Source organism: Halomicrobium sp. IBSBa, assembly GCF_017612575.1.
Classification (GTDB): domain Archaea; phylum Halobacteriota; class Halobacteria; order Halobacteriales; family Haloarculaceae; genus Halomicrobium.
Genome location: NZ_JADPQC010000001.1, coordinates 451,089 through 472,154 on the forward strand (window position 1 = coordinate 451,089; position 21,066 = coordinate 472,154).

Consider the following 21,066-nt stretch of genomic DNA (forward strand, 5'->3'; position numbering starts at 1 on the left):
AGCCTTTATTTACCCGTCTCGGGTATTTCCGGACAAGCGCGTGACCACCGGACAGCGTGTCCCGAATGGGATGTCGCGACGGCATCGACGGACCGCCCCCGGCAGGCGCGCGACGAACGGAGACAACACATGGACGTGAAAGCACTTTTCGACGACGACGAGGCTGTGAGCCCGGTGATCGGTGTCATCCTGATGGTGGCCATCACCGTGATCCTCGCAGCCGTGATCGCAACGTTCGTCCTCGGCCTCGGGGACCAGATCAGCAACACTGCACCGCAAGCCAGCTTCAGCTTCGACTACACTGAAGATACGAGCGATACACTGCAAGTAACTCACAACGGCGGTGAGACCATCAGTGCGAACGAAATTGAAGCATCTGTATCGGGTGCACAAAAGGCTGGAGGAGGGGACGTCACCTATGATCACAACCTGTTTGGGGATTCCAGTGACTCGGAAGTTTCTGCCGGCACGACCGATACAATTGATACAGACTCTTTCAACAGTTCGCCAGATATCGACCTCAGCGGCGCGACGGTCCGCGTCACCTACCAGCCCGCAGAGGGTGGCAACTCGGCGACGCTCGGTCGCTGGGACGGCCCGGACGCCTAACTGACGCCGTTTTTCTCTCGGTTTCGCCCGTTATGTCAATCAAGAGGGCAACCGCCGTGATTATATAGGATCATCCCACATTCCAGTTGTACGAAGGATGGTCGCGTGGGACTGCACCGGCTGGGGGCCGATACACTGTGAGTAACGCCGACGCAGCGCAAGCCACGGGCACGCACCCGACGCTCTCGAAAGGCGAGATCTTCGAGGTGCTCCAGAACAAGCGTCGGCGCTACGTCATCCAGTACCTCCGTCGACACGGCGGCCCGGTCGAACTCGGGGAGCTGGCCGACTACGTCGCTTCCCTGGAGTACGACTGCCCACAGACCAGCGTCACGTCGACCCAGCGCAAGCGCGTGTACACGACGCTCCAGCAGACCCACCTGCCGAAGATGGACGACGCCGGCATCGTCGCCTACGACTCCGAGGACGGCGTGATCCAGACGACGCCACAGACCGAGGATCTGACGGTGTATCTGGAGATCGTCCCCGGCGGAGAGTTCCCCTGGCGGGAGTTTTACCTCTCCTTTGGCGCGGTGAGTCTGGCGATCATCGCCACGCTGTGGGTCGGCGTGTTCCCCTTCACGCTGGTCTCGCCGCTGGTCTGGGCGACGCTGTTCGCGACGATCCTCACCGCCGCGGCGGCTTACCACACCCTCTCCGGCCGGACGATGACGCTCACGGAGTACGGCGAGCCCGTCGAGGACTGCGACGACGAGGCCGACGAGGAGTGACGCCAGAGCGGTCTGTGACTGCGCTCGAATGACTTGCGAGCACCAGCGGTGTGTCTCGGAACAGCGTGACGGCCTGCGGGCCAGAAGGGCGCTGGTCCGGATCGATTACACCACAGGAAGCCGTCGACGACGCCACAATCATTATCAACGGTGAAGATTGCTGCACCCCTCGATATCGAGTATCCAAGGCCCTCTTGAAGCGTCCCAGCGCGTGGTTGAAGCGATAAAACGTAGACAGGGTATAAGTACCCCCGGCAGTATCGATTGAGGTAGCACCCACCGCGAGCAGGGGGGCAGGGGATGCCCCGCTCGCTGTGGACGGGTGTGCGTGATAAACCATGGATCTGAAACAGCTATTCAACGACGACGACGCGGTATCGCCTGTCATCGGTGTCATCCTGATGGTCGCCATCACGGTGATCCTGGCAGCCGTCATCGCGTCGTTCGTCCTCGGACTCGGTGACCAGACTTCGACAACGCCAACCGCAAGCTTCAGCTTCGATTACGAGCAAACAGATGCGTCTAACGAACGGGGCGTAGTCACTATTACTCACGATAGTGGAGACCCGATTAATGAAGACGAGCTCTATGTTCGTGGAAGCGGCTTCGAAAGTTCGGGTGATATCAGTGGAACCTCAAGTGTAGACCAAGACTCTGCGGGCACTTGGCAGGGAACTTCATCAAGCGACTCTGAGGTCGTCGCTGGCGACTCCAATGATGTCGGTGCCAACTCAGAATACAACTTTAACGTCATCTACCAGAGTGCAGAAGGGGACACTTCATCGACCCTTTCTTCGGACAAAGGTCCCGACGCCTAACGACCGCGCTCTTTCCTCCATTTTTTCGACCGGTGAGCGACGGCGCTGTCCACGACAGCTTTATTTCCCGTGTCGCACTGCCGTGATACGATGGACGTAGACCGGGCCGTCGTCTGGGGAGTCGTCGGGCTCGTCGTGGTGACGACGCTCGCCTCCGGGCCGCTCGTGGGGGCCGTCGATCTGACGAGCGAGGCCGAGACGCCCGCGTACGGTTCGGGATCGGTCACGGTCGAGTCGGCGTCGCTGCCAGAGCGGGCGACGCTGACGGCGGGGCGGTTCGGAGCCGGCGAGTACACGCTCCGGGTGCCCGACGCGACCGTGGCGATCACCGCCGTCGAGGGCCGGCCGTTGCTCGTCTACCGGCTGGAGATCGACGAGCGCGGGTACACGCGGTCGACGACGCACTTCCTCTCGACGGAGAGCGTCGGCTCGTACGCGGCGTCGATGTCCGACGACACGTTCCCCCCGGACACGGTCAACCAGACGAGCTACGAGGGTCGCCTGCAGGTGGTCGTGCGCGCGAACGACACCAGCCGGGTCGTCGCCGAGCGCTCGGCGACGGTGGAGGTGATCGAGTGATCGACCGCGAGTCGAGGACGCGCGTGGGCGGGCTGTCCTACCGGTTCCTCTTTGGCGACCGCGTCGGGCTGCTCGTCTTTCTCGGGAGCCTCTGTCTGTTTCTGGCGCTGTGGCGCACGGCCTTTCTGATCAACGACACCTACACGATCGCCAACGGGCTGGCTGCCGTCGCCGACGGCAATATCGCGCTGACGGACCCGGAGTACGGCTCGCTCCGGTCGCCAGGGACGAACTTCTACGGCGGTTCGACGTACTCGCGCAACTACGGCGTGATCGTCCTCGCGCTGCCGTTCCTCGCTGCCCTCCGCGGGATCGAGGTCGTCGCCGACCTCCCCGTCGCGCTGGTGGCGGTGTGGTCGCTGCTGGTGTACGGAACGATCCTCGTCGCCGGCCGGCAGTTCGGCCGCGAGCGCCTCGCACGGCTCGGCGGCGGCTGTGTCGTCGCCGTAGTGTTCCTGCTCAACGTCGCGCTGGTCCGGCCGATCGATCCGGTCCCACACCACCAGCTCGCGTTGCAGTTGGGACACGCGACTGCCGGTGCCTTCGTCGGCACGCTGGCGTATCGCCTCGTTTCGTTCACCGACGGTCGACGGCGTGGCGTCGTCGCCGCCGTCGCAGTCGTGGGTGGGACGCCCCTGGCGTTCTGGGCGACCGTCCCCAAGCGCCACGTCGTCACGGCCGCGGTTGCGCTGGCGGTCGCCCTGGGACTCGCCTACAGCCGCGACGCCGAGCGCGACTGGGCCTTTGAGTCGCGAGCGGTCTGTTACGCGCTGCTGGCGCTGTTGGCGTGGGTTCACGCGCCAGAGGCGCTAGTACTATTCGTTCCGTTCGTGCTGGTCGACGTGGCGACGGCACCGGACAACGGCCCGCGAACCCTGGGTGTGCTCGGCGGAGTCTTCCTGCTGGCGCTCGTCCCGCTGTTCGTGACGAACACGCTCATCACCGGCGATCCGCTGACCGTTCCCCGGATGCTCCGGACCGTCGGCCAGGGAAGCGACATCTCGCTCACCAGCGAACTGTCCTCGGGTGACGGGTCTGGTGGCAGTGACACGACGATTCTCCCACAATTCGTACGCGTCGGAATCGTCCTCGGACAGTCCGCGGTAGAGCCACTGATAAAACTGCTCGGACTCGTTCGGGGCGGGATTCACTCGCTCCAGACCGACCCGACAGCCGCCTATCGAACACTCGTCCGGAGTGGATACATCGAGACTGTCGCCGACCGCGCTGAGGGGACTCCAGAGGGGAATCTCACTCTGTTGGAGTCCACTCCCGTCCTCGCGACGGTTGCGGCAGCGGTTTCGACCAGCCTCGTCGCGATCGAACGCGCAGTCGAGCGGCGATCGCTTCCCAGTGGGGTTACGCCCGCCGACGCGTTCCTCGCGCTCGCTGCCGTTGCGCTGACGCTCGTGTACATCGGTTCACTCCCGCTCCACGCTCAGGTGACCGTTCGGTACCTGTTCCCCGTCGCTCCCATCCTCGTCTGCCTCGCCGTGAGGCTCCCACCGATCGGGCGAGCACTCGACGCCCACTGGCGGACGGTGCTCTGGAGTTGGAGCGGTGGCGTGCTGATCGGCGGCCAGCTCGTCCTCGTCGCGCTCGTCGCGCTCGACGTGGGCCGTGCCGAAGCGTTCCAGTTTCACGCCGTCCTCGCTCTCGCCGTGGCGCTGGCTCTGGGCAGCTGGTCGTTGCTGTCGGTCGCGAGCGACCGCTTCGACAGAGTCGGCGCGGCACTGTTCGGGCTGGCGCTCGCGTCGTCGACGGTGTTCGTCGCGTTCGCAGCGGTGGAGTACTTCGGCCTGGGTGGCGCACACGCCCTGCCGATGGTGCGCGCACTGGCCGACGCGATCCCGCTCCGTTGACGACGGGTTTTTGTGCTGGCTCGAAGTACCGCCGACATGGATCAGCTCAAACAGTCGCTGTTGGACGCACCTATCATCGAGAAGGACGGATATCACTACTTCGTGCATCCGATCAGCGACGGCGTTCCGATGCTGCGTCCTGAACTGCTCCGCGAGATCGTCATCAAGATCATTCGGAAAGCCGAGCTCGAAGACGTCGACAAGATCGTCACACCGGCCGCGATGGGGATCCACATCTCCACTGCGGTCTCGCTGATGACGGACATCCCCCTCGTCGTCGTCCGAAAGCGCCAGTACGGCCTCGACGGCGAGGTGTCGCTCTCGCAGGTCACCGGCTACTCGGAAAACGAGATGTACGTCAACGACGTCTACGAGGGCGACCGCGTGCTCGTGCTCGACGACGTGCTCTCGACCGGCGGCACGCTGGCCGCGCTCACGGGCGCGCTCGAAGACATCGGCGCGGACATCTGTGACATCGTCTGTGTCATCAAGAAAGAGGGCGGAGAGAACAAGCTCGCAGACGACGGCTACCACGCGAAGACGCTCATCAACGTCGACGTCGTCGACGGCGAGGTCGTCGTGGTCGACGAGTACGGCGACGACTAAGAGGAGCGGCGCGCACTGTCGCGGCCGCCGTGCCGCGACGACCGTGTGCGAGGGATGAGCGACCGGCGGGAGCGAATCGGTTGGGGAGGCGTGTGGCCGTCGCGTCTGCTGGCCTGGCGGACGAACGGGCGAGGCGCGGTCGGCGGTTCTGCGCGGGCGCTATCGAACGAGCGGAGCGAGTGACGATATCCCGCACAGAACCGCCGAGCGAGTCGAGGGCGTTCAGGAGACGCTCCGCCTCGCCGTCGTGATACTGTCCGTTGCCGTGCAGGCGTTGCCGTACAGCAGATCGTTCGCGACGCTCGTCCGCTGAGAAATTCCCTCGACAGACGTTCCTCACTCGACTGAGGGGGTACAAATCGACGTGTGCTATTTCGAGCGACCAGCCCACTCGTCGCTACGCTCCTCGTTCAGTTGGTCGCTCGGAAAATAGCGGGAGGTGGACTTGAACCGGAATCAGACGTGCTCGCTTCGCTGCGCGCGACTGATAGGGTACAAATCCACTCGGCGTAGATTTGCCGCTCGCGAGTTTGCTCGCGGCAAAATATAGCGGGAGGTGGATTTGAACCACCGATCTACGGGTTATGAGCCCGCCGGAATCTCCTGGCTATCCCATCCCGCTACTATCTCGTATCGTCTCCCCCTGATTAAGGGTTGTGATTCGGTCGTCCTCTGTGGGTTCCTCTCGCGGCACACTCACTCGTGGACGCGCCAGGTGAAGATGCTCTCGAAGACGTAGTTGACGAACATGGCGATCCCGATCGCGCCGCCCTTGACGAAGATCGGCCAGAGGTCGACCGGACCCACCGAGACGGGCACGTTGACCTCGTAGACGACGAGGACGGCGAAGAGAATGCTCCACTGCAGCGTCGACCCACCGGCACGGACGAGGTGCGAGCGCAAGAGGCGCGTGCCCAGCGAGCGGCGGTCGTCCTCGCCTTCGCTCGCGAAGGTCCAGTTGTCGTTGACGGCGAACATCACGAGAATCGCGATCTCGATGCCGACGGCGTTGGCGACAGCGGTCGACACGCCGACGAACTGGTCGAGGACGACGAACGTCGTCGTGTCGAAGGCAGCCCCGACCGCACCGACCGAGGCGAACTTGCCGAACCGGACCCCCGAGAGCAACGATCGGAGGGGAGCGAGGCGGCTACTCATCGTTGTCGATCAGTGCGGGACCCTCCTCGCGTGTCGCGGCGATGGCGGCGTGCAGGCGGCTGTCGCTCAGTCGCTTCGCTCGGTGGCGTGCGCGCAAGAGCGCCGTCGCCATGTTCAGCGACGTTCGCACCGGCGAGACCGTCGAGCCGGGTCTGTCCTCCCACTCGATGGGGACCTCCGCGACGGTCAGCCCCAGCGCACCGGCGATCGCGACCAGCTCCACGTCCCAGGCGAAGCCGGCGTCGTAGAGGTGCGTGCGCACGTGCTCCCACCCCTCGGCCGTGATCGCCTTCGCTCCACACTGGTAGTCGTACAGCGACACGTCGAGCAGGTGGCCGGCGATCCAGGCGAAGCCGTCGCCCAGGAACCGCCGCGCGAAGGTCTGGTGGCTGCTGACGGTCGCGTCGGGGTGACGACGAGAACCGACCGCCAGGTCCGCATCGCCGGCCCTGACCCGGTCGATGACGTGTGCGAGCGAGGCCGCGTCGGTCGATCCATCGGCGTCGGCGAACGCGCGAACGTCCGTCTCGATCGCCTCGAAGCCGGCGGTGATCGCGGCTCCCTTCCCGCGGCGGTAGGGGACGGCGTTGACCGCGGCGGGGAGCGCGGCCAGCCGCTCGGTGACGCCGGGTTCCGGGTCGTCGAGTTCGATACGGATCTGTGCCGGAGCCAACTGCTCGTCGAGCGTCCTGACGTACGAGCCCAGTCGATCCACGTCCGGTCGAAACGCGGGCACGACGATACCCACCGACTGATCCATTCGTCCGGGCAATCGAGACCGCGGCTAAAAACAGTTCGACATTCCCGCCGGCCACGGGGCAGTGCAAAAAGCGTATTATCGGTGGTGACGCTGTCCCCACTAATGGAATACGGTCTCGTCGCGCTCTGGCTGGCGCTCTATCTCGCCCTACTGGTGGCCGGCAGCGTCGTCACGAGCTGGCTGTTCCCGCGCTTCGAGGACGGGGGCTCGGGCGTCGCAGTCGTACTGTCGATCGCCGTCGTCTGGTTCGTCACCTTCTTCGTCGGTCGGCTGTCGATGACGGCAGGAATCTGGCTGGGCGTCGCCGTGCTGGTCGGCCTGGTCGCTCTGGCGGGAAGCCGTGGTGTCGACCTCGATCTGGGGCGGATCGGCGAGAGCTGTCTGGTCTTTACCGGGGCCTTCCTGTTCCTGGTCGGGATGCGCGTGTTCGCGGTCCCGCTGGGCGCGAGCGACCCGGTGATCGCGCCGCTCCCGCTGGCGATCGGCGAGAAGATGCTGGATTTCGGCCTGCTGAAGTCACTCGTCCGAGCCGAGAGCCTGCCGCCCGAAGACGTGTGGTTCGCCGGTGAGCCGGTCGCGTACTACTACGGCGGCCACCTCGTCGCGGCGATTCTCACTCGCATCACCGGCACCGCGGGGCGGTTCGCCTACAACCTCTCGCTGGCGGGCTTCTACGCGATGCTCGTGACCGCGGTGTACGGCGTCGCCGGCAACGTCGCGGCCGACCGCTCGATCCCGCGTCGGCTGGCCGGCCTCCTGAGCGTCTTCGCGGTCGGGTTCGCGAGCAACCTCACGACGCCGGTGCGAGTGGTGCTCGCACTCCTGCCCGACGGCCCGTCCGCGTGGCTCGCTGGCGTCGTCGGGATCGAACGGGACGGGCTGGCAGACGGGCTCGGTCAGTTCTACTACTTCGACGCGAGCCGCGTCATCACCGACTACCGGAGCGATTTCGCGTTCCAGTTCGGCGACGCCGACCCGGGTGCGACCGCGCCGACGATCAACGAGTTCCCCTTCTTCTCGTGGTTCAACGGCGACATGCACGCCCACATGATGAGTACCGCGTTCCTCGTCTTCGCCGCGGCGGTCTGTCTGGCCTACTACCGGACGCCCGCCCGCGAGGTGGCGCGCCGTCGGCTGCTCGTGATCGGCGTCCTCCCGCCGGTCGCTGGACTGCTGGCGGTCACGAACACCTGGTCGTTCCCGACGCCGGCCGGGCTGGCGCTGCTGACGGTCGTCCTCGCACCGGCCGACGCACGGTCACTGCTGCCCGAACCGCTCGCCGACCGGTTCCCCGAAACTGCCGTCTGGCGGGAGGGGTCGCGCCTCGCTGTCGGCCTGGGCGTCGCCGTCACCGTCGTCGCGCTTGGCTTGCTCTGGTCGCTGCCGTTCTGGCTCGGGCCGGCAAGCGGGCGCGGGATCGCCGTCCTGCCGGACCGATCCTCGCTGACGGAACTGCTGCTCGTCCACGGGCTCTTTCTGGTCACCTTCCTCGCGTACCTCGCGGCGCGGGGCCGCCAGCGCTTCGGCGAGCGGGCGACCACCGCGACGGTCGGGGCCGCCGTCGCGATCGGCGGCTTCGCGGTCCTCGATCTCGCCGCCCTCGGCCTGTTCGTCCCGCTGGTGGGCGCGTGCTGGGCCCTCGCGCGACGGCCCGGCACGTCTCCGAGCACCGCCGCACCCGCTGGCGACACGGACCGCGCACGCTCGGACGGCGGCGCGGCCAGCGCCGGCTTCGAGACGGTGCTGATCGTCGCCGGCATCGGACTCGTGACGCTGATCGAGTTCGTCTACCTCAAGGAGCCGACCGGGCGGATGAACACGGTGTTCAAGGTGTCGATGCAGGTGTGGGTGCTGTGGAGTCTCGCCCTCGGGCCGGCGCTGGCGTGGGTGTTCACGAACCGCGTCACCGTCCCAGCGGACACACTCGGTCGGGCCCGCTCGGCGCTGCCCCGCGTCGCCCTCGCCGTCCTCGTCGTCGGTGCCGGGCTGTACGCCCCGCTGGCGGCGACGACCGCGTTCGACGGCTCGGACCCGACGCTGGACGGACTCGCCTACCTCGACTCGGAGTACCCCGAGGAGGCCGCGGCGATCCACTGGCTCGACGACCGCTCCGGTCGACCGGTCCTCGTCACGGCGGCACCGGGCGGGTACACCTGGGACGCCTCGGACGGCGAGGGATCGAGTGCGCCGGCCAGTCTGACCGGGCTCCCGACCGTCCTCGGGTGGTTCCACGAGGCACAGTACCGCGGAGACGAGCCCTACCAGGAGCGACTGACGGACGTGCGGACGATCTACACCGGCGAGCCCGAAGAGCAGGCCGCGCTGCTCGAACGCTACGACGTGCGGTACGTCTACGTCGGCCCGGTCGAGCGGGCCACCTACGACCAGATCACCGTCGACGCGGTGGCGGGCGTCGAGCCGGTCGAGGAGTTCGACAGTGTGACGATCTACCGGGTCACAGACGACAGTGACGAAGAGCCGTCCTAGCCCGCAGCAAACGGCGTGTGCCCCGTCGCTGGCGGCCCCAGTGGCGGGATCCGAGAATTAGCCACCGGGACCCAGCGCGGCGATGTCGGCCCCGACCGTCGCGAGCGCGTCGGCGGGATTCGGATCGCTGTCCGCGAGGTGTCGCCAGTCGTCGTCCGGTGCCCGTTCGAGCAGCGCGACGACGGCCGCGCGGTACTCGCGGAACTGGGCACCGGGATCTGCCCGCTCCTCCCAGACGCTCCGGATGACCGTCCGCGAGTCGATCCTGACCTCGATCCGTGCGGGCTCGAACTGCGCCAGCAGGCGCGCCAGCCCGAGCGCGAGCGCGGCGTACTCGGCGGTGTTGTTGTCCGTCCGCGAGCCGACCGGCCGCGCGAGACGGAGCAACGACTCGCCGGCCTCGTCCTGCACGACGGCCCCAGCGCCCGCCGGCCCCGGATTCCCGCGGGAGCTGCCGTCGACGTAGAGAATCGCCGTCTCGCCGGCCAGGTCGCGATCGACCCGCATTTCGTGGTCGTCGGCCGCCAGCACGTGCTCGATCGCCGCCCGCAACTCCGCCGGCTCGGTTCCGGGCTCGAACAGTCCGCCGATGCCGGGGACCGCGGCGTCGATCGCGTCGATCGCTGCCGACACCTCGTAGTCGTACGCGGCCAGGACGCGCTCGACGCGCTCGGCCAGCGGTGACAGCGACTCCGACGGGAGATCGCGGGCCGTCGTCACCGTGACCACCGCCACTGTCGTCGCGACCGTTCCATACGCGGAGTCGGAGCTGTAGCCACCTATCGATGTCGGTGGGTGTGATGTGCCCTCGACAGTCGAGAGCTACCGCTACGAGAGACCGTCGAGGGCAGTGATAGCAGAGAGAACGAGATAGACCGCCAGCAGGATCAGGCTTCGCCGCGTGGCTCGACGACGCCGACCGCACCGGCGTCGACGTCTTCGGTGTCGAGATGCATCGCGACGAACTCGCGGCGCATGAACCGTTCGCGCTCCTCGGGTTTGCCGATCGTACACCACAGCTGTGGTTCGTCCGGCCCGTGCCAGTCGCCCTGACGGGCGATCGCGAAGCAGACGTACTCCTCCCCGTCGTACTCGATTGTGGCACCCTTCCGGATTCCCGGATCCCCGTGGATAATGAGCTTCTTCATGCGCCGGTCTTTGCCGACAGCGCACTTAGCTTCTACGGTGCGGAACGCGAATCTGTTGCCCTGACCGAGCGACGCGAGGCGTGAGCGGGCCAACCGCGGGAGCGAGCCCCGACCGTCACGAACGGCTGGCTCTCGAACGGCCACAGCAGTTTTCCCCGTGGGACGACATTTCTTCGGGCATGGACGAAGTGTTCGGACGGCGTGACACGAATACGGGCTCGGGCGTCGGGCGGACAGTCGTGTGGGGCCTCCGCCTGCTCGGCCTGGTGATCGTGGTGCTGGGTCTGGCACTGTGGCTGCTGACCAGCGCGGGCCTGGTCCTCCTGCCCGGCGTCGTCGTCGCCGCCGGCCTCGCGGTGATGGTGATTCCGGGACTCCTCGCCGGGCTCGTCGAGTTGCTCTCCTGATACCGTCGGGTGGCCGGGACCGAACCGTCGGGGTTTTAAGCACCGCTGTGTAACCTCGCCGTAAGGTCGATATCTATGCAGATGCCACGCCGATTTAACACGTACTGTCCGCACTGTAACGAGCACAACGAACACGAGGTCGAGAAGGTCCGTTCCGGCCGCACGTCGGGCATGACCCACATCGGCGGCCGTCAGGCCGACCGCAACTCAAAGGGGATCGGGAACTCCGGGAAGTTCTCGAAGGTGCCCGGTGGGGACAAACCCACCAAGAAGACGAACCTCAAGTACCGCTGTAGTGACTGTGGCAAGGCCCACCTCCGCGAGGGATGGAGAGCTGGCCGACTGGAGTTCCAGGACTAGAACGATGGCAGGAAGCTTCCTCTCCGTCGAATGTCCGGACTGTGAGAACGAACAGACGGTCTTCAGCAAGGCCGCCACCGAAGTCGCCTGCGCGGTCTGTGGGCACACGCTCGCCCGCCCGACCGGCGGCAAGGCGACCATCGAGGGTGCGGTCCTCGAAACGGTCGAACAGCGATGAAGTACAGCGGCTGGCCCGAATCCGGCGAACTCGCCGTCGGCAAGATCGACGAGATCGAAGACTTCGGTGTCTTCGTCGACCTCGAAGAGTACGAGGACAAGCGCGGCCTCTGTCACATCAGCGAGGTCGCCAGCGGCTGGATCAAGAACGTCCGCGACCACGTCAACGAGGGCCAGACTGTCGTCGTGAAGGTGCTGGAGATCGACGAGGACGCCCAGCAGATCAACCTCTCGATCAAGGACGTCAACGACCACCAGCGCAAAGAGAAGATCCAGGAGTGGAAAAACGAGCAGAAGGCCGACAACTGGATGGAGCTGGCCTTCGGCGAGGACCTCGCCGACGAGCAGTACGCCGCCGTCGCGAACGAACTGCTCGCCGACTTCGGTTCGCTGTACGACGGCTTCGAGGCCGCGGCGATCCACGGGACGGAAGCGCTCGACGAGACGGACCTCTCCGAGGACGAGATCGACGCGATCGTCGAGACCGCACGCGAGAACGTCTCGGTGCCCTACGTCGACGTGACCGGCTACGTCGACCTGACCTGTCCCGACAGTGACGGCGTCGAGATGATCAAGCAGGCGCTCCAGGCCGCCGAAGGCGACGCCGACGCACTCCCCGACAGCGCGGACGCAGACGCCGACGTGCCCGAGGAGGTCGAACTCGAAGTCACCTACGTCGGCGCGCCCGAGTACCGGATCAAGGTCCGGGCCCCCGACTACAAGCGCGCCGAATCCGAGCTCGAAGCCAGCGCCGACCGTGCCAGCGCGGTCGTCGTCGAACACGGTGGCACCGGTCAGTTCCACCGCGAGCGCAACGAAGACGAAGAGTAAGCCGATGCGGGCCGATCTCCGCGTCTGTTCCGAGTGGGCGTCCGAGCACGACCGGCCCGTCTACACGCTTTCTGAGCGCTGTCCCGAGTGTGGGAGCGACGCCGTCAACAGCGCGCCGGCACCGTTCGATCCCGCGGACCCGTACGGCGAGTATCGACGCGCACTTAAGCGGCGCCGACGGGAGTAGGGCCATGGACGAGTTCGAGATCGAGCGAATCGCGGACGGTGCGTTGACCGATCCGGTACTGGTCGAAGGACTGCCCGGCGTCGGCCACGTCGGCAAGCTCGCGGCCGAACACCTGCTCGAAGAACTCGAGAGCGAACTGGTCGCCCGCGTCTACTCACAGCACTTCCCGCCACAGGTCACCGTCGAAGACGGGACGACACAGCTGGCGTCGGCGGAGTTTCACGCCGTCAGACCGGAGGACGGACGGGACATGCTCGTGCTCTCGGGCGACCACCAGGCACAGGACAACGAGGGCCACTACGGGCTGACCGACACCTTCCTCGACGTGGCCGAGGAGTTCGGCGTCGAGTCGGTGTACGCCCTCGGTGGTGTTCCGACGGGCGAACTGATCGAGGAGTACGACGTGCTCGGCGCGTCGACGACCGAGTCGCTGGTCGAGGAACTCGAATCGGTCGGCGTCGCCTTCCGCGAGAACGAGCCGGCGGGCGGTATCGTCGGCGTCTCTGGCCTCCTGCTTGGCCTGAGCGGCCGCCGTGACCTCGACGCGGCCTGTCTCATGGGCGAGACCTCTGGCTATCTCGTCGACCCCAAGAGCGCGCAGGCGGTTCTGGAGATCCTCCAGGAACTGCTCGGCTTCGAGATCGACTACGAGGCACTCGAAGACCGCGCAGACGAGATGGAGGAAGTCGCCCGGAAGATTCAGGAGATGGAACAGGGGACGCCGACACCCTCCGACGAAGACCTGCGGTACATCGGCTGATCGCGCCGACAGCGAACGATTCTTTATCGCCCCAGCCGAACGTGGAGCCGTGTTCGCGCAGTTTGGGTCGCTGCCCGAGTGGCTCCTCGTCGGCCTCGGGCTCGGAGTGGCCGGCAGTGTCGCCGTCGCCGGCCTGTTCGTCGCCGCGGCCAGACTCTTCCCGCCGCCAGCAGCGGGTGGCTCGTCCGGCACGGGCGAGGGACGGCGACGCGAGGAGCTTCGGTCGTATCTGCGAGCGATCGAGGAGCCCTTCGCGGAGGATCACTTCGTCGAGGGCCAGCCCGTCGCCTTCTACCTGCCCAAGCGCGACGTAGCGATCACGTTCGACGCGCGGGCGTACTACCGGATCGATCGCTCGCCGACCGTCCCCGTCCTGGTCGAACACGAGATGCCGGGCTGGCACCTCGGTGCCAGGCTCCCGTTCGAGACGCCAGCGATCGACGGTGGGTCGACCGGGGAGAGCGACGACAGGAGGGAGTACCACCCGACGGCCGACGCCTTCCGCGAGCTCGGCCTGCCCACGTCGGCGACCCTGGAGGAAGTCAAGGGAGCCTACCGGAGCAAGGTCAAAGAGGTCCACCCGGACCACGGTGGCGACGAAGAGGCGTTCAAGCGCGTCAGACGGGCCTACACGAGAGCGAAGCAACACGCCGCCGACTAGATGCCCTGACTCATGAGGTGGCTGCGAAGCAGGTCGTCCTCCTTCGAGCCCGCGACGGGGTTGACCAGCGCGACCGTCCCCTCGTCGAACTCCGCGGCGAGTTCGCGCGCGCCGGCCAGGGCGACGCCGCCGGTCGCGCTGAGTTCGACGCCGGCAGTGCCGGCCGCGTCGACGGCCGCCTGCAACGCGTCGCTGTCCGAGACGGCGACGCCGCGCCCGCCGGTCTCGTCGACAGCCGCGACGGCGAGCGAGCCGACCGCGGGATCGGGGACTTCCAGGGGGCCGACGATCGTGTCGGGCTGTTCCGTGGCCGCGACCGCGTCGGCGGTCCCGCAGGCGTCGACGACGGGCGCACAGCCCGCTGGCTGTGCGGCGTAGAGACGCGGCGTCACGTCGAGGGTGCCGGCCTCTCGGAGTTCCTCGATCGCCGCGTGGATCGCGGCGAGGACGATCCCGTGGCCGGTGGGGACCACGATCGCCGACGGGGCCGGCCCGGTGAGCAGCTCGTAGCCCAGTCCCTTGACGCCCGCGCGGCGGTACGGCGACGACGGGCCGACGGGGAACCGTTCGGCGTCACTGTCCTCGTAGGCCGCCAGCGCGTCGGGATAGCGTCCCTCGACGACGTTCATCTCCCCGCCGTGGACGTTGATCATCGCTTTGTTGACGAACGGACACCGCGAGGGGACGTAGCTGTGCGAGGCCACGCCGGCCCGACCGGCGTAGGCAGCCGCCGACTGACCGCCGTTGCCGGTCGTCGGGAGCGAAACGGCGTCGGCACCGACTGCCGCGCCGGCACTGACGGCGACCGCGAGTCCGCGATCCGTCACCGCGCCGGTCGGATTGCGACCCTCGTCTTTGAGCAGGAGTCGATCGGCCCCGATCTCGTCGGCCAGTGTCGGACAGTCGGTCGCGGGCGTCCCGCCCTCGTCGAGCGAGTGGAGGCGCTCGCGGGCCAGCGGGAGCGGCGGCCGCGTCGGCTCCGTCCGGGCGTCGTGATCGTACCGGGCCACGAGGAGGCCGCCACACGCCGGACAGCGCAGTTCGATCTCGTGTGGCTCGAACGTCTCCTCGCAGTCTGCACAGGCGAACTCGCGAAAGGCCGGACTCGTCTCCATACTCGCACTGTGGGCCCCGCTCCCTTGTGCTGTGCGGTCGGATGCTCCGCGCTCGTCGGCACGGACGACGCCCTCGTGGCAGTCAGGCCGTCCGGCGACGCGCCGGTCGGTAGGTGCGCCAGTACCAGAACGCGAACAGGCCGGCGACGACGAGCAGTCCCGTCCAGAGAGCGACGCCTCCGGGACCGGTCGCGAACGCGGACGCGGCGTCGACGACGGACTGCTGGGCAGACTCTCCTCGCACGGCCCTGACGGACGGTTGCAGGGCGCGCCACCGCCTGTGGACGAGGAGACTCGCGACGCCGACGACGGCGACGCCGCCGAGGACCCGTTCCAGCGCCGTCGTGATCGAGGGCGTCGACTGCTCGGCCCCGGCGTACAACACGAGGGCGGCACTGGTCGGGCCGTACACCGCCATCTCGCGGCCCTGCTCGGAGTACCACGTCTCGACGACCTCCAGGAGATCGGCGTCACAGAGTCGGTCGAGGTGGTAGCTGACGTTCTGGACGGAGCTCTCGATGGCGTCGGCGATGTCGGAGGCCGTCCGTGGCTCCTCGTAGGCGGCGGCGAGGATGTCCCGTGCGGTCCGCGAAGCGATGGCCGAGAGGATCTCGTCTGCCTCGGCGTCGGCGAGGTCGACGAGCTTCGGGTCGATGTCACGGTCCGCGACCCCCGCTGCCGACGGTTCGAGTGGCAGTAGCGATGACATCGTGTGTGACTCGCCGTCGATCGATATAGCTCCCCGGGAGGCTCAAAGGCGTCTTTCACTCCCGACGCCCCCGCCTCGTCGTGGCCCGGCCGCGACCGGAGCGGTGGCGGGGCAGAGCCCGAGTCGTTTTTTGTGGTCGCGGTCGAACGATCCAGTATGGATGTCGTGGTCGTCGGCGGCGGACTGGCGGGACTGGTCGCGGCCCGCCACCTCGCCGAGTCGGGCGCGGACGTGACGTTGTTCGAACGACGCGAGACCGTCGGTGGGCGCGTTCGCTCTCGCACCGTCGACGGATACACGCTCGACCGTGGGTTCCAGGTCCTCTTTCCCGCCTATCCGGCGGTCGAACGGGAACTGGATCTCGACGCGCTCGACCTCCGACGGTTCACCCCCGGTGCGACGATCGCCCGGCCCGGCAAGCGCTCGGTGCTGGCCGATCCGCTCCGGGATCCCGGCTCGGCGCTGGCGACGATCTTCAACGACGAGGTGACGCTTGGCGACCTGTTCGGGCTCTACAGACTCCAGCGCGAACTGCGCGGGCGCTCGGTCGACGAGATTCTCCGGCGTGGCGGCTCCTCGATCGAGGCGTATCTCGCCGACCGCGGATTCTCCGAGGGGTTCGTCGAGTCGTTCGCAGCGCCGTTCTACGGCGGTATCACGCTCGATCGATCGCTGTCGACGGACAGCGCCGTCTTCGAGTACACGTTCAAGATGCTCACCGAGGGCTCGACCGCCGTACCGGCCGGCGGCATGGGTACGATTACGGCCCAACTCGCCGACCGGGCGCGAGCGGCGGGCGTCACCGTCGAGACCGGGACGACCGTCGACGCGGTCGTTCCCGGCGGCGGGGTCACCGTCGAGACCAGCGACGAGTCCGTCGGGGCCGACGCCGCCGTCGTCGCGACCGATCCGAAGACCGCGAGCGACCTCACCGGCGTGGCAGCGATCACGACGACGGCACGGAGCTGTGTCACCCAACACGTCGCGCTGCCGTCGGGCGATCGTCCGGAGATGGGGCGACGGATCGTGCTCAACGCCGAGAACGACCGGCCGAACCAGATCGCGCCGCTGTCGACGGTCGCACCGGAGTACGCCCCAGACGGCCACGCGCTGTACGCTGGGACCTTCCTCGGGGAGCGAGAGGCCGACGACGAGACGCTGTTCGAGACGGTCCGGACGGCCCTGTCCGAGTGGTACCCCCAGGCCAGCTTCGCCGATCTCGAACTGATCGCGACCGACCGCATCGAGTTCGCGCAGTTCGACCAGCCACCGGGATTCCGGGCCGGCCTGCCGGCGGTCGACGCTCCGGAAGGCCCGGTGGTGCTGGCCGGAGACTACACCCGCTGGTCGTCGATTCAGGGCGCACTGGAGAGCGGTCGAATCGCCGCCGGAGCGGCGCTGGATACGCAATGAGAATTGCGGAGCGAGCGATCACTCGCCGTTCGTGATGTGCGTGTGGGCCCCGATCAACGCGCCCGCCAGATCGAGGTCTTCGACGTGGGTCTCGCGGTCGATGATCGACTGCCGGACGTCGCTGTCCCGGATCGTCGCCTCGGGGAAGACGACCGAGTGGTCGAGACTGGAGTCGACGATCTCCGCGCCCGGGAGGACGTGGACGTTCTCACCGACGGTGCTGTTCTCGACTGTGGCCGAGTCGGCGACGACGGCGTCGCCACCCAGTTCCCAGGCGACCGCGTCCAGGTAGCTCTCGGGCGTGCCGATGTCGTACCACGCGCCGTCGAACGTAAAGGCGGAGACGGCGTCGTTGGCGACGAGCCACTGGATGAACCAGCCGGGCTCGTCGGGGTTGTTCCCACCAGAGAGATACTCCCCGAATCGAACCGATTCGGCGGGGAACGCGTAGCAGGCGATCGAAACGAGCGTGCTGTTGGGATCGTCGGGCTTCTCCTGGAAGTCGACGACCTCGTCGCCGTCGAGCTCGACCAGCCCGTAGGACTTCGCTCGCTCTCTGGAACCCACGTCGTAGGCCGCGATCGTCGGCGTGCCGGCACGCTCGAAGAAGTCGAGGAATTCGTCCACGTCGAAGCTGATGAGGTTGTCACCGGCGATGACCAGCAGGTCCTCGTCAGTGATCCCCTCCCGGTCGACGAGCTGGGCGAGCGCGCCGACGACGCCGAACTTCTCGTCTTCCGCCGTCGTGTCCTCGACGGTGAGCTTTGGCTTCTCGTAGTCGGCGTCGGCGAGGTGGGCCTCGAAGTCGGTCGCGAACCGCTCGTTGGTGCTGACGAACACTTCTGAGATCCGGTCGTCGCGTTCGAGTTCGCCGAGGATCCGGTCGATGACCGTGCTGTCACCGATCGGCAGCAACATCTTCGGCCGGTGTTTCGTGACCGGCCAGAGTCGGGTCGCGTAACCACCGGCGAGGACGACAGCCTTCATACCGCCACCCACCCGTGGCGGCAGTAAGTCCTTTTTGTTCTGCTCGTCGGACCCCACGACCAGAGGCGGTCAGTGCTCGACGAACTCCAGCAACACGCCACCGGTCGAGCGCGGGTGGAGGAAGGCCACGTCGTGGCCCCACGCTCCCGGGCGGGGTTCCTCGTCGATCAGTTCGACGCCGGCATCACGGGCAGTAGCGAGTGCCGCCTCGATGTCGTCGGTCGCCACGGCGAGGTGGTGGATGCCGGGGCCGTGGTCGTCGAGATAGCCGGCGATCGCACCGTCGGCGTCGGCCGTCGGCTCCAGCAACTCGAAGTGGCCCCCGTCGAGTTCGAGAAAGACGACGTCGAGCCCGTCGAAGCGCTCTTCGTGAGCGATCGGTGCGTCCAGAAGGTCGCGGTACAGCGCCGCGAGCGTAGCCGCGTCGTCGGTCGCGATGCCGGCGTGGTCGAAGTGCATGTCCGAGCCGACGGCGCGAACCCACTAATGGCTGGGGCCGCTAAGCGGCCGATTCGTTGAGCTGCCAGAACCGTGACGTGCCGTCGCCTCGGTTCTGGATCCGGAGGACAGCACGCTCGTCGTGCAACACGGTCAGCGAGTCGAAGTTGTCGGGCAGCGTCAACACTGCCTCGTACCGACAGTCAGACGCAGAGCTGTCGGTGCTGATCGTCAGGCGGAAGTCGACATCGCCCTCCAGCGAGCTACTCGCCACCGGACCCGAGATCGTCTGGTTCAGGAGGATCGTCTGGTGGCCGCGGTTCGGGACCTGTGCCGCCCACCCGCTCACGTCAGCGGTCGAGTTACAGTTGCCGGACACGGACGCCGACGGCACCGAAACGCTCAGCGATTGCTGAAAGCCCAGGCTCACGGCCGTCGTCGCGGCGACGCCGACGAGCAGTCCGATCAGGAAGACTGCGACGAGCCGTCTCGTTTCGACCATGTGTGCCCCCGATGTACCGCCTACTTAAATCAGTTGTCGCTATCGCCAGACGACGGTCCTACGCCGGTCCCCCGGGCTGGTACTCCCCGAAGGCGTCACGGAGCACGTCGCAGATCTCGCCCGTGGTCGCGTAGGCCTTGACCGCTCGGATCATCGGCGGCAGGAGGTTCGCGTCGCCCTCGGCGGCCACACGGAGAGCGTCGAGGCGCTCGGCGACGAGGTCGTCGTCGCGCTCCTCGCGGAGGGCGTCGAGGCGTTCGTGCTGTCTGGCTTCGAGCGTCTCGTCGACCTCCTCGATTTCGACTGGCTCTTCCTCGTCGACGGTGAACTCGTTGACGCCGACGATGATCCGCTCGCCGGCCTCCTGTTCTTGCTGGCGCTCGTAGGCCACGTCCTGGATCTCCCGCTGGACCCACTGGTCCTCGATAGCACGGCGCATGCCGCCGCGGTCGTCGACGGTGTCGAGGATCTCGCGGGCGTCGGCGGCCAGTTCGTCGGTGAGCGACTCGACGTAGTAGCTGCCCCCCAGCGGGTCGATCGTGTCTGCGACGCCGGACTCGTGGGCGAGGATCTGCTGGGTCCGCAACGCGGTCCGCACCGAGTCTTCCGTCGGGAGGCCGACGGCCTCGTCTTTGCCGTTCGTGTGGAGGCTCTGTGTCCCGCCCAGCACCGCGGCCAGTGCCTGGTAGGCGACGCGGACGACGTTGTTCTCGACCTGCTGGGCCGTCAACGTCGAGCCGGCGGTCTGGGTGTGGAACTTCAGTTGCTTGCTCTTTGGGTCCTCGGGATCGAAGCGTTCCTCCATGATCTCGGCCCAGAGCCGCCTGGCCGCCCGGAACTTCGCGGCCTCCTCGAAGATGTTGTTGTAGGCGGCGAAGAAGAACGACAGCTGCGGAGCGAAGTCGTCGACGTCGAGTCCGGCTTCGAGAGCGGTCTCGACGTACTCGATCCCGTTCCCGAGCGTGAAGGCGATTTCCTGGGCGGCCGTCGAGCCGGCCTCGCGGATGTGGTAGCCGGAGATGGAGATGGTGTTGAACTTCGGCACCTCCTGGGCACAGAACTCGAAGATGTCGGTGATGATCCGCATCGACGGCTCCGGCGGGTAGATGTAGGTGTTGCGCGCGATGTACTCTTTGAGCACGTCGTTTTGGATCGTCCCGCGAAGCTCCTCGCGCGGGACGCCCTGCTGGTCCCCGATGGCGACGTACATCGCCAGCAACACGCTCGCGGGCGCGTTGATCGTCATGGACGTCGAGACCTCGCCGAGATCGATCCCGTCGAAGACGACCTCCATGTCCCGCAGCGAGTCGATGGCGACGCCGGTCTTCCCGACCTCGCCGGCCGCCATCGCGTCGTCGGAGTCGTAGCCCATCTGAGTCGGCAGGTCGAAGGCCATCGACAGCCCGGTCTGGCCCTGATCGAGGAGGTACTGGAACCGCTCGTTCGTCTCGGCCGCGGTCCCCATCCCGGCGTACTGACGCATCGTCCACAGCTGGCCTCGATACATCGTCGAGTAGACCCCGCGAGTGTAAGGCTCCTCCGCGGGGAATCCCAGGTCCTCCTCGTAGTCGAGGTCGGCCACGTCGGCGGGCGTGTAGAGCCGATCAACCTCGCGGCCCGCCGTGTCGGTGGTAAAGCGCTCTTCGCGCTCTCCGAAGCGATCGAGCGTCGGCTGGGCCGTCTCCTCGTGCCAGCGTTCCTTGCCGGCACGGATCTCGTCGAGTTCCTCGGGATCGAACATAGCTGATCTCTCGGGCGGCG

At 67.0% G+C, this 21,066-nt stretch carries 25 protein-coding genes and 1 tRNA gene; 15 read left to right on the forward strand and 11 right to left on the reverse strand.

Going from position 1 to position 21,066, the window contains the following annotated elements; translation table 11 throughout:
• Positions 1-129 precede the first annotated feature (129 nt).
• The 6 genes from IL252_RS02425 (at position 130) to hpt (ending at position 5,205) form a co-directional block, all read left to right on the forward strand.
• Complete coding sequence (locus IL252_RS02425) at positions 130-609, forward strand: type IV pilin (protein ID WP_208626475.1); 480 nt, start codon at positions 130-132, stop codon at positions 607-609.
• Positions 610-746: 137 nt separating this feature from the next.
• Entirely contained in the window at positions 747-1,340 is a 594-nt protein-coding gene (locus tag IL252_RS02430; RefSeq protein WP_208626477.1) for a hypothetical protein, read from the forward strand.
• Positions 1,341-1,678: 338 nt separating this feature from the next.
• Positions 1,679-2,158, forward strand: coding sequence for a type IV pilin (locus tag IL252_RS02435; protein WP_208626479.1), 480 nt, complete (start codon positions 1,679-1,681; stop codon positions 2,156-2,158).
• Positions 2,159-2,248: 90 nt separating this feature from the next.
• The gene (locus IL252_RS02440) at positions 2,249-2,737 is read left to right on the forward strand and encodes a hypothetical protein (protein WP_208626481.1); all 489 of its coding nucleotides are present in this window, start codon (positions 2,249-2,251) and stop codon (positions 2,735-2,737) included.
• A complete protein-coding gene (locus IL252_RS02445; protein ID WP_208626483.1) occupies positions 2,734-4,599 on the forward strand; it encodes a hypothetical protein in 1,866 nt (621 codons plus the stop codon). Before IL252_RS02440 ends, IL252_RS02445 begins: the two co-directional genes overlap by 4 nt.
• A 36-nt stretch (positions 4,600-4,635) precedes the next feature.
• The gene (gene hpt / locus IL252_RS02450; protein WP_153553910.1) at positions 4,636-5,205 is read left to right on the forward strand and encodes a hypoxanthine/guanine phosphoribosyltransferase; all 570 of its coding nucleotides are present in this window, start codon (positions 4,636-4,638) and stop codon (positions 5,203-5,205) included.
• Between the two features lie 547 nt (positions 5,206-5,752).
• Here the strand turns inward: hpt and IL252_RS02455 are convergent.
• From IL252_RS02455 to IL252_RS02465, 3 genes are all read right to left on the reverse strand, one after another.
• Positions 5,753-5,827, reverse strand: a tRNA-Met gene (locus tag IL252_RS02455).
• 74 nt (positions 5,828-5,901) lie between these two features.
• Entirely contained in the window at positions 5,902-6,363 is a 462-nt protein-coding gene (locus IL252_RS02460) for a GtrA family protein (RefSeq protein ID WP_170094909.1), read from the reverse strand.
• On the reverse strand, positions 6,356-7,123 hold the full coding sequence (locus IL252_RS02465; RefSeq protein ID WP_170094910.1) for a glycosyltransferase: 768 nt from the start codon (positions 7,121-7,123) through the stop codon (positions 6,356-6,358). The genes IL252_RS02460 and IL252_RS02465 overlap by 8 nt, the downstream gene beginning before the upstream one ends.
• A gap of 102 nt (positions 7,124-7,225) precedes the next feature.
• Here IL252_RS02465 and IL252_RS02470 point away from each other — a divergent pair, with 102 nt between their 5' ends.
• Complete coding sequence (locus IL252_RS02470) at positions 7,226-9,610, forward strand: DUF2298 domain-containing protein (RefSeq protein WP_208626485.1); 2,385 nt, start codon at positions 7,226-7,228, stop codon at positions 9,608-9,610.
• Positions 9,611-9,667: 57 nt separating this feature from the next.
• On the opposite strand, the gene IL252_RS02475 is transcribed toward IL252_RS02470, so the two are convergent.
• Together IL252_RS02475 and IL252_RS02480 are read right to left on the reverse strand one after the other, a co-directional pair.
• Complete coding sequence (locus IL252_RS02475; protein ID WP_208626487.1) at positions 9,668-10,339, reverse strand: ribonuclease HI family protein; 672 nt, start codon at positions 10,337-10,339, stop codon at positions 9,668-9,670.
• Positions 10,340-10,497: 158 nt separating this feature from the next.
• Positions 10,498-10,758 carry an HAH_0734 family protein gene (locus IL252_RS02480; protein WP_153553914.1) on the reverse strand — a complete coding sequence of 87 codons (261 nt, stop codon included), beginning with the start codon at positions 10,756-10,758 and terminating at the stop codon, positions 10,498-10,500.
• A 179-nt stretch (positions 10,759-10,937) separates the two neighbouring features.
• Between IL252_RS02480 and IL252_RS02485 the strand changes: the two genes are divergently transcribed.
• From IL252_RS02485 to IL252_RS02515, 7 genes are all read left to right on the forward strand, one after another.
• Complete coding sequence (locus IL252_RS02485; RefSeq protein WP_208626488.1) at positions 10,938-11,165, forward strand: hypothetical protein; 228 nt, start codon at positions 10,938-10,940, stop codon at positions 11,163-11,165.
• A gap of 75 nt (positions 11,166-11,240) precedes the next feature.
• Positions 11,241-11,525 carry a 50S ribosomal protein L44e gene (locus IL252_RS02490; protein ID WP_153553916.1) on the forward strand — a complete coding sequence of 95 codons (285 nt, stop codon included), beginning with the start codon at positions 11,241-11,243 and terminating at the stop codon, positions 11,523-11,525.
• 4 nt (positions 11,526-11,529) lie between these two features.
• Positions 11,530-11,703, forward strand: coding sequence for a 30S ribosomal protein S27e (locus IL252_RS02495; RefSeq protein WP_015763826.1), 174 nt, complete (start codon positions 11,530-11,532; stop codon positions 11,701-11,703).
• On the forward strand, positions 11,700-12,533 hold the full coding sequence (locus IL252_RS02500) for a translation initiation factor IF-2 subunit alpha (RefSeq protein WP_208626489.1): 834 nt from the start codon (positions 11,700-11,702) through the stop codon (positions 12,531-12,533). Before IL252_RS02495 ends, IL252_RS02500 begins: the two co-directional genes overlap by 4 nt.
• A gap of 4 nt (positions 12,534-12,537) precedes the next feature.
• Positions 12,538-12,720: an RNA-protein complex protein Nop10 gene (locus IL252_RS02505; RefSeq protein ID WP_170094913.1), complete on the forward strand. Its 183-nt coding sequence runs from the start codon at positions 12,538-12,540 to the stop codon at positions 12,718-12,720.
• Between the two features lie 4 nt (positions 12,721-12,724).
• Entirely contained in the window at positions 12,725-13,480 is a 756-nt protein-coding gene (locus IL252_RS02510) for a proteasome assembly chaperone family protein (protein ID WP_170094914.1), read from the forward strand.
• A gap of 49 nt (positions 13,481-13,529) precedes the next feature.
• Positions 13,530-14,141 (forward strand): J domain-containing protein, encoded by a 612-nt coding sequence (locus tag IL252_RS02515; protein WP_208626490.1) that lies wholly within the window; start codon positions 13,530-13,532, stop codon positions 14,139-14,141.
• Here IL252_RS02515 and IL252_RS02520 read toward each other — a convergent pair.
• Both IL252_RS02520 and IL252_RS02525 read right to left on the reverse strand, forming a co-directional pair.
• A complete protein-coding gene (locus IL252_RS02520) occupies positions 14,138-15,256 on the reverse strand; it encodes a pyridoxal-phosphate dependent enzyme (RefSeq protein WP_208626491.1) in 1,119 nt (372 codons plus the stop codon). The genes IL252_RS02515 and IL252_RS02520 overlap by 4 nt on opposite strands.
• Before the next feature lie 82 nt (positions 15,257-15,338).
• Entirely contained in the window at positions 15,339-15,965 is a 627-nt protein-coding gene (locus tag IL252_RS02525; RefSeq protein ID WP_244256729.1) for a helix-turn-helix domain-containing protein, read from the reverse strand.
• A gap of 156 nt (positions 15,966-16,121) precedes the next feature.
• Here IL252_RS02525 and IL252_RS02530 point away from each other — a divergent pair, with 156 nt between their 5' ends.
• Positions 16,122-17,378 carry an NAD(P)/FAD-dependent oxidoreductase gene (locus tag IL252_RS02530; RefSeq protein ID WP_208626492.1) on the forward strand — a complete coding sequence of 419 codons (1,257 nt, stop codon included), beginning with the start codon at positions 16,122-16,124 and terminating at the stop codon, positions 17,376-17,378.
• A gap of 18 nt (positions 17,379-17,396) precedes the next feature.
• Here IL252_RS02530 and IL252_RS02535 read toward each other — a convergent pair whose 3' ends face one another.
• The 4 genes from IL252_RS02535 to IL252_RS02550 all read right to left on the reverse strand — a co-directional run bounded on the left by IL252_RS02535 (position 17,397) and on the right by IL252_RS02550 (position 21,046).
• Positions 17,397-18,365 carry a sugar phosphate nucleotidyltransferase gene (locus IL252_RS02535; protein ID WP_208626493.1) on the reverse strand — a complete coding sequence of 323 codons (969 nt, stop codon included), beginning with the start codon at positions 18,363-18,365 and terminating at the stop codon, positions 17,397-17,399.
• Positions 18,366-18,434: 69 nt separating this feature from the next.
• Positions 18,435-18,824, reverse strand: coding sequence for a methylmalonyl-CoA epimerase (gene mce / locus IL252_RS02540; protein ID WP_208626494.1), 390 nt, complete (start codon positions 18,822-18,824; stop codon positions 18,435-18,437).
• A gap of 40 nt (positions 18,825-18,864) precedes the next feature.
• Entirely contained in the window at positions 18,865-19,305 is a 441-nt protein-coding gene (locus IL252_RS02545) for a hypothetical protein (RefSeq protein ID WP_208626496.1), read from the reverse strand.
• 58 nt (positions 19,306-19,363) lie between these two features.
• Positions 19,364-21,046, reverse strand: coding sequence for a methylmalonyl-CoA mutase (locus tag IL252_RS02550; protein ID WP_170094922.1), 1,683 nt, complete (start codon positions 21,044-21,046; stop codon positions 19,364-19,366).
• Positions 21,047-21,066 lie beyond the last annotated feature (20 nt).

Excerpts from the sequence above, each read along its gene's own strand:
- IL252_RS02425 (WP_208626475.1), top strand. The coding sequence starts at position 130 with ATGGACGTGAAAGCACTTTTCGACGACGACGAGGCTGTGAGCCCGGTG.
- IL252_RS02435 (WP_208626479.1), top strand. The coding sequence starts at position 1,679 with ATGGATCTGAAACAGCTATTCAACGACGACGACGCGGTATCGCCTGTC.
- IL252_RS02440 (WP_208626481.1), top strand. The coding sequence starts at position 2,249 with ATGGACGTAGACCGGGCCGTCGTCTGGGGAGTCGTCGGGCTCGTCGTG.
- hpt (WP_153553910.1), top strand. The coding sequence starts at position 4,636 with ATGGATCAGCTCAAACAGTCGCTGTTGGACGCACCTATCATCGAGAAG.
- IL252_RS02460 (WP_170094909.1), bottom strand. The coding sequence starts at position 6,363 with ATGAGTAGCCGCCTCGCTCCCCTCCGATCGTTGCTCTCGGGGGTCCGG.
- IL252_RS02465 (WP_170094910.1), bottom strand. The coding sequence starts at position 7,123 with ATGGATCAGTCGGTGGGTATCGTCGTGCCCGCGTTTCGACCGGACGTG.
- IL252_RS02470 (WP_208626485.1), top strand. The coding sequence starts at position 7,226 with ATGGAATACGGTCTCGTCGCGCTCTGGCTGGCGCTCTATCTCGCCCTA.
- IL252_RS02480 (WP_153553914.1), bottom strand. The coding sequence starts at position 10,758 with ATGAAGAAGCTCATTATCCACGGGGATCCGGGAATCCGGAAGGGTGCC.
- IL252_RS02485 (WP_208626488.1), top strand. The coding sequence starts at position 10,938 with ATGGACGAAGTGTTCGGACGGCGTGACACGAATACGGGCTCGGGCGTC.
- IL252_RS02490 (WP_153553916.1), top strand. The coding sequence starts at position 11,241 with ATGCAGATGCCACGCCGATTTAACACGTACTGTCCGCACTGTAACGAG.
- IL252_RS02495 (WP_015763826.1), top strand. The coding sequence starts at position 11,530 with ATGGCAGGAAGCTTCCTCTCCGTCGAATGTCCGGACTGTGAGAACGAA.
- IL252_RS02500 (WP_208626489.1), top strand. The coding sequence starts at position 11,700 with ATGAAGTACAGCGGCTGGCCCGAATCCGGCGAACTCGCCGTCGGCAAG.
- IL252_RS02505 (WP_170094913.1), top strand. The coding sequence starts at position 12,538 with ATGCGGGCCGATCTCCGCGTCTGTTCCGAGTGGGCGTCCGAGCACGAC.
- IL252_RS02510 (WP_170094914.1), top strand. The coding sequence starts at position 12,725 with ATGGACGAGTTCGAGATCGAGCGAATCGCGGACGGTGCGTTGACCGAT.
- IL252_RS02520 (WP_208626491.1), bottom strand. The coding sequence starts at position 15,256 with ATGGAGACGAGTCCGGCCTTTCGCGAGTTCGCCTGTGCAGACTGCGAG.
- IL252_RS02525 (WP_244256729.1), bottom strand. The coding sequence starts at position 15,965 with ATGTCATCGCTACTGCCACTCGAACCGTCGGCAGCGGGGGTCGCGGAC.
- IL252_RS02530 (WP_208626492.1), top strand. The coding sequence starts at position 16,122 with ATGGATGTCGTGGTCGTCGGCGGCGGACTGGCGGGACTGGTCGCGGCC.
- IL252_RS02535 (WP_208626493.1), bottom strand. The coding sequence starts at position 18,365 with ATGAAGGCTGTCGTCCTCGCCGGTGGTTACGCGACCCGACTCTGGCCG.
- mce (WP_208626494.1), bottom strand. The coding sequence starts at position 18,824 with ATGCACTTCGACCACGCCGGCATCGCGACCGACGACGCGGCTACGCTC.
- IL252_RS02545 (WP_208626496.1), bottom strand. The coding sequence starts at position 19,305 with ATGGTCGAAACGAGACGGCTCGTCGCAGTCTTCCTGATCGGACTGCTC.
- IL252_RS02550 (WP_170094922.1), bottom strand. The coding sequence starts at position 21,046 with ATGTTCGATCCCGAGGAACTCGACGAGATCCGTGCCGGCAAGGAACGC.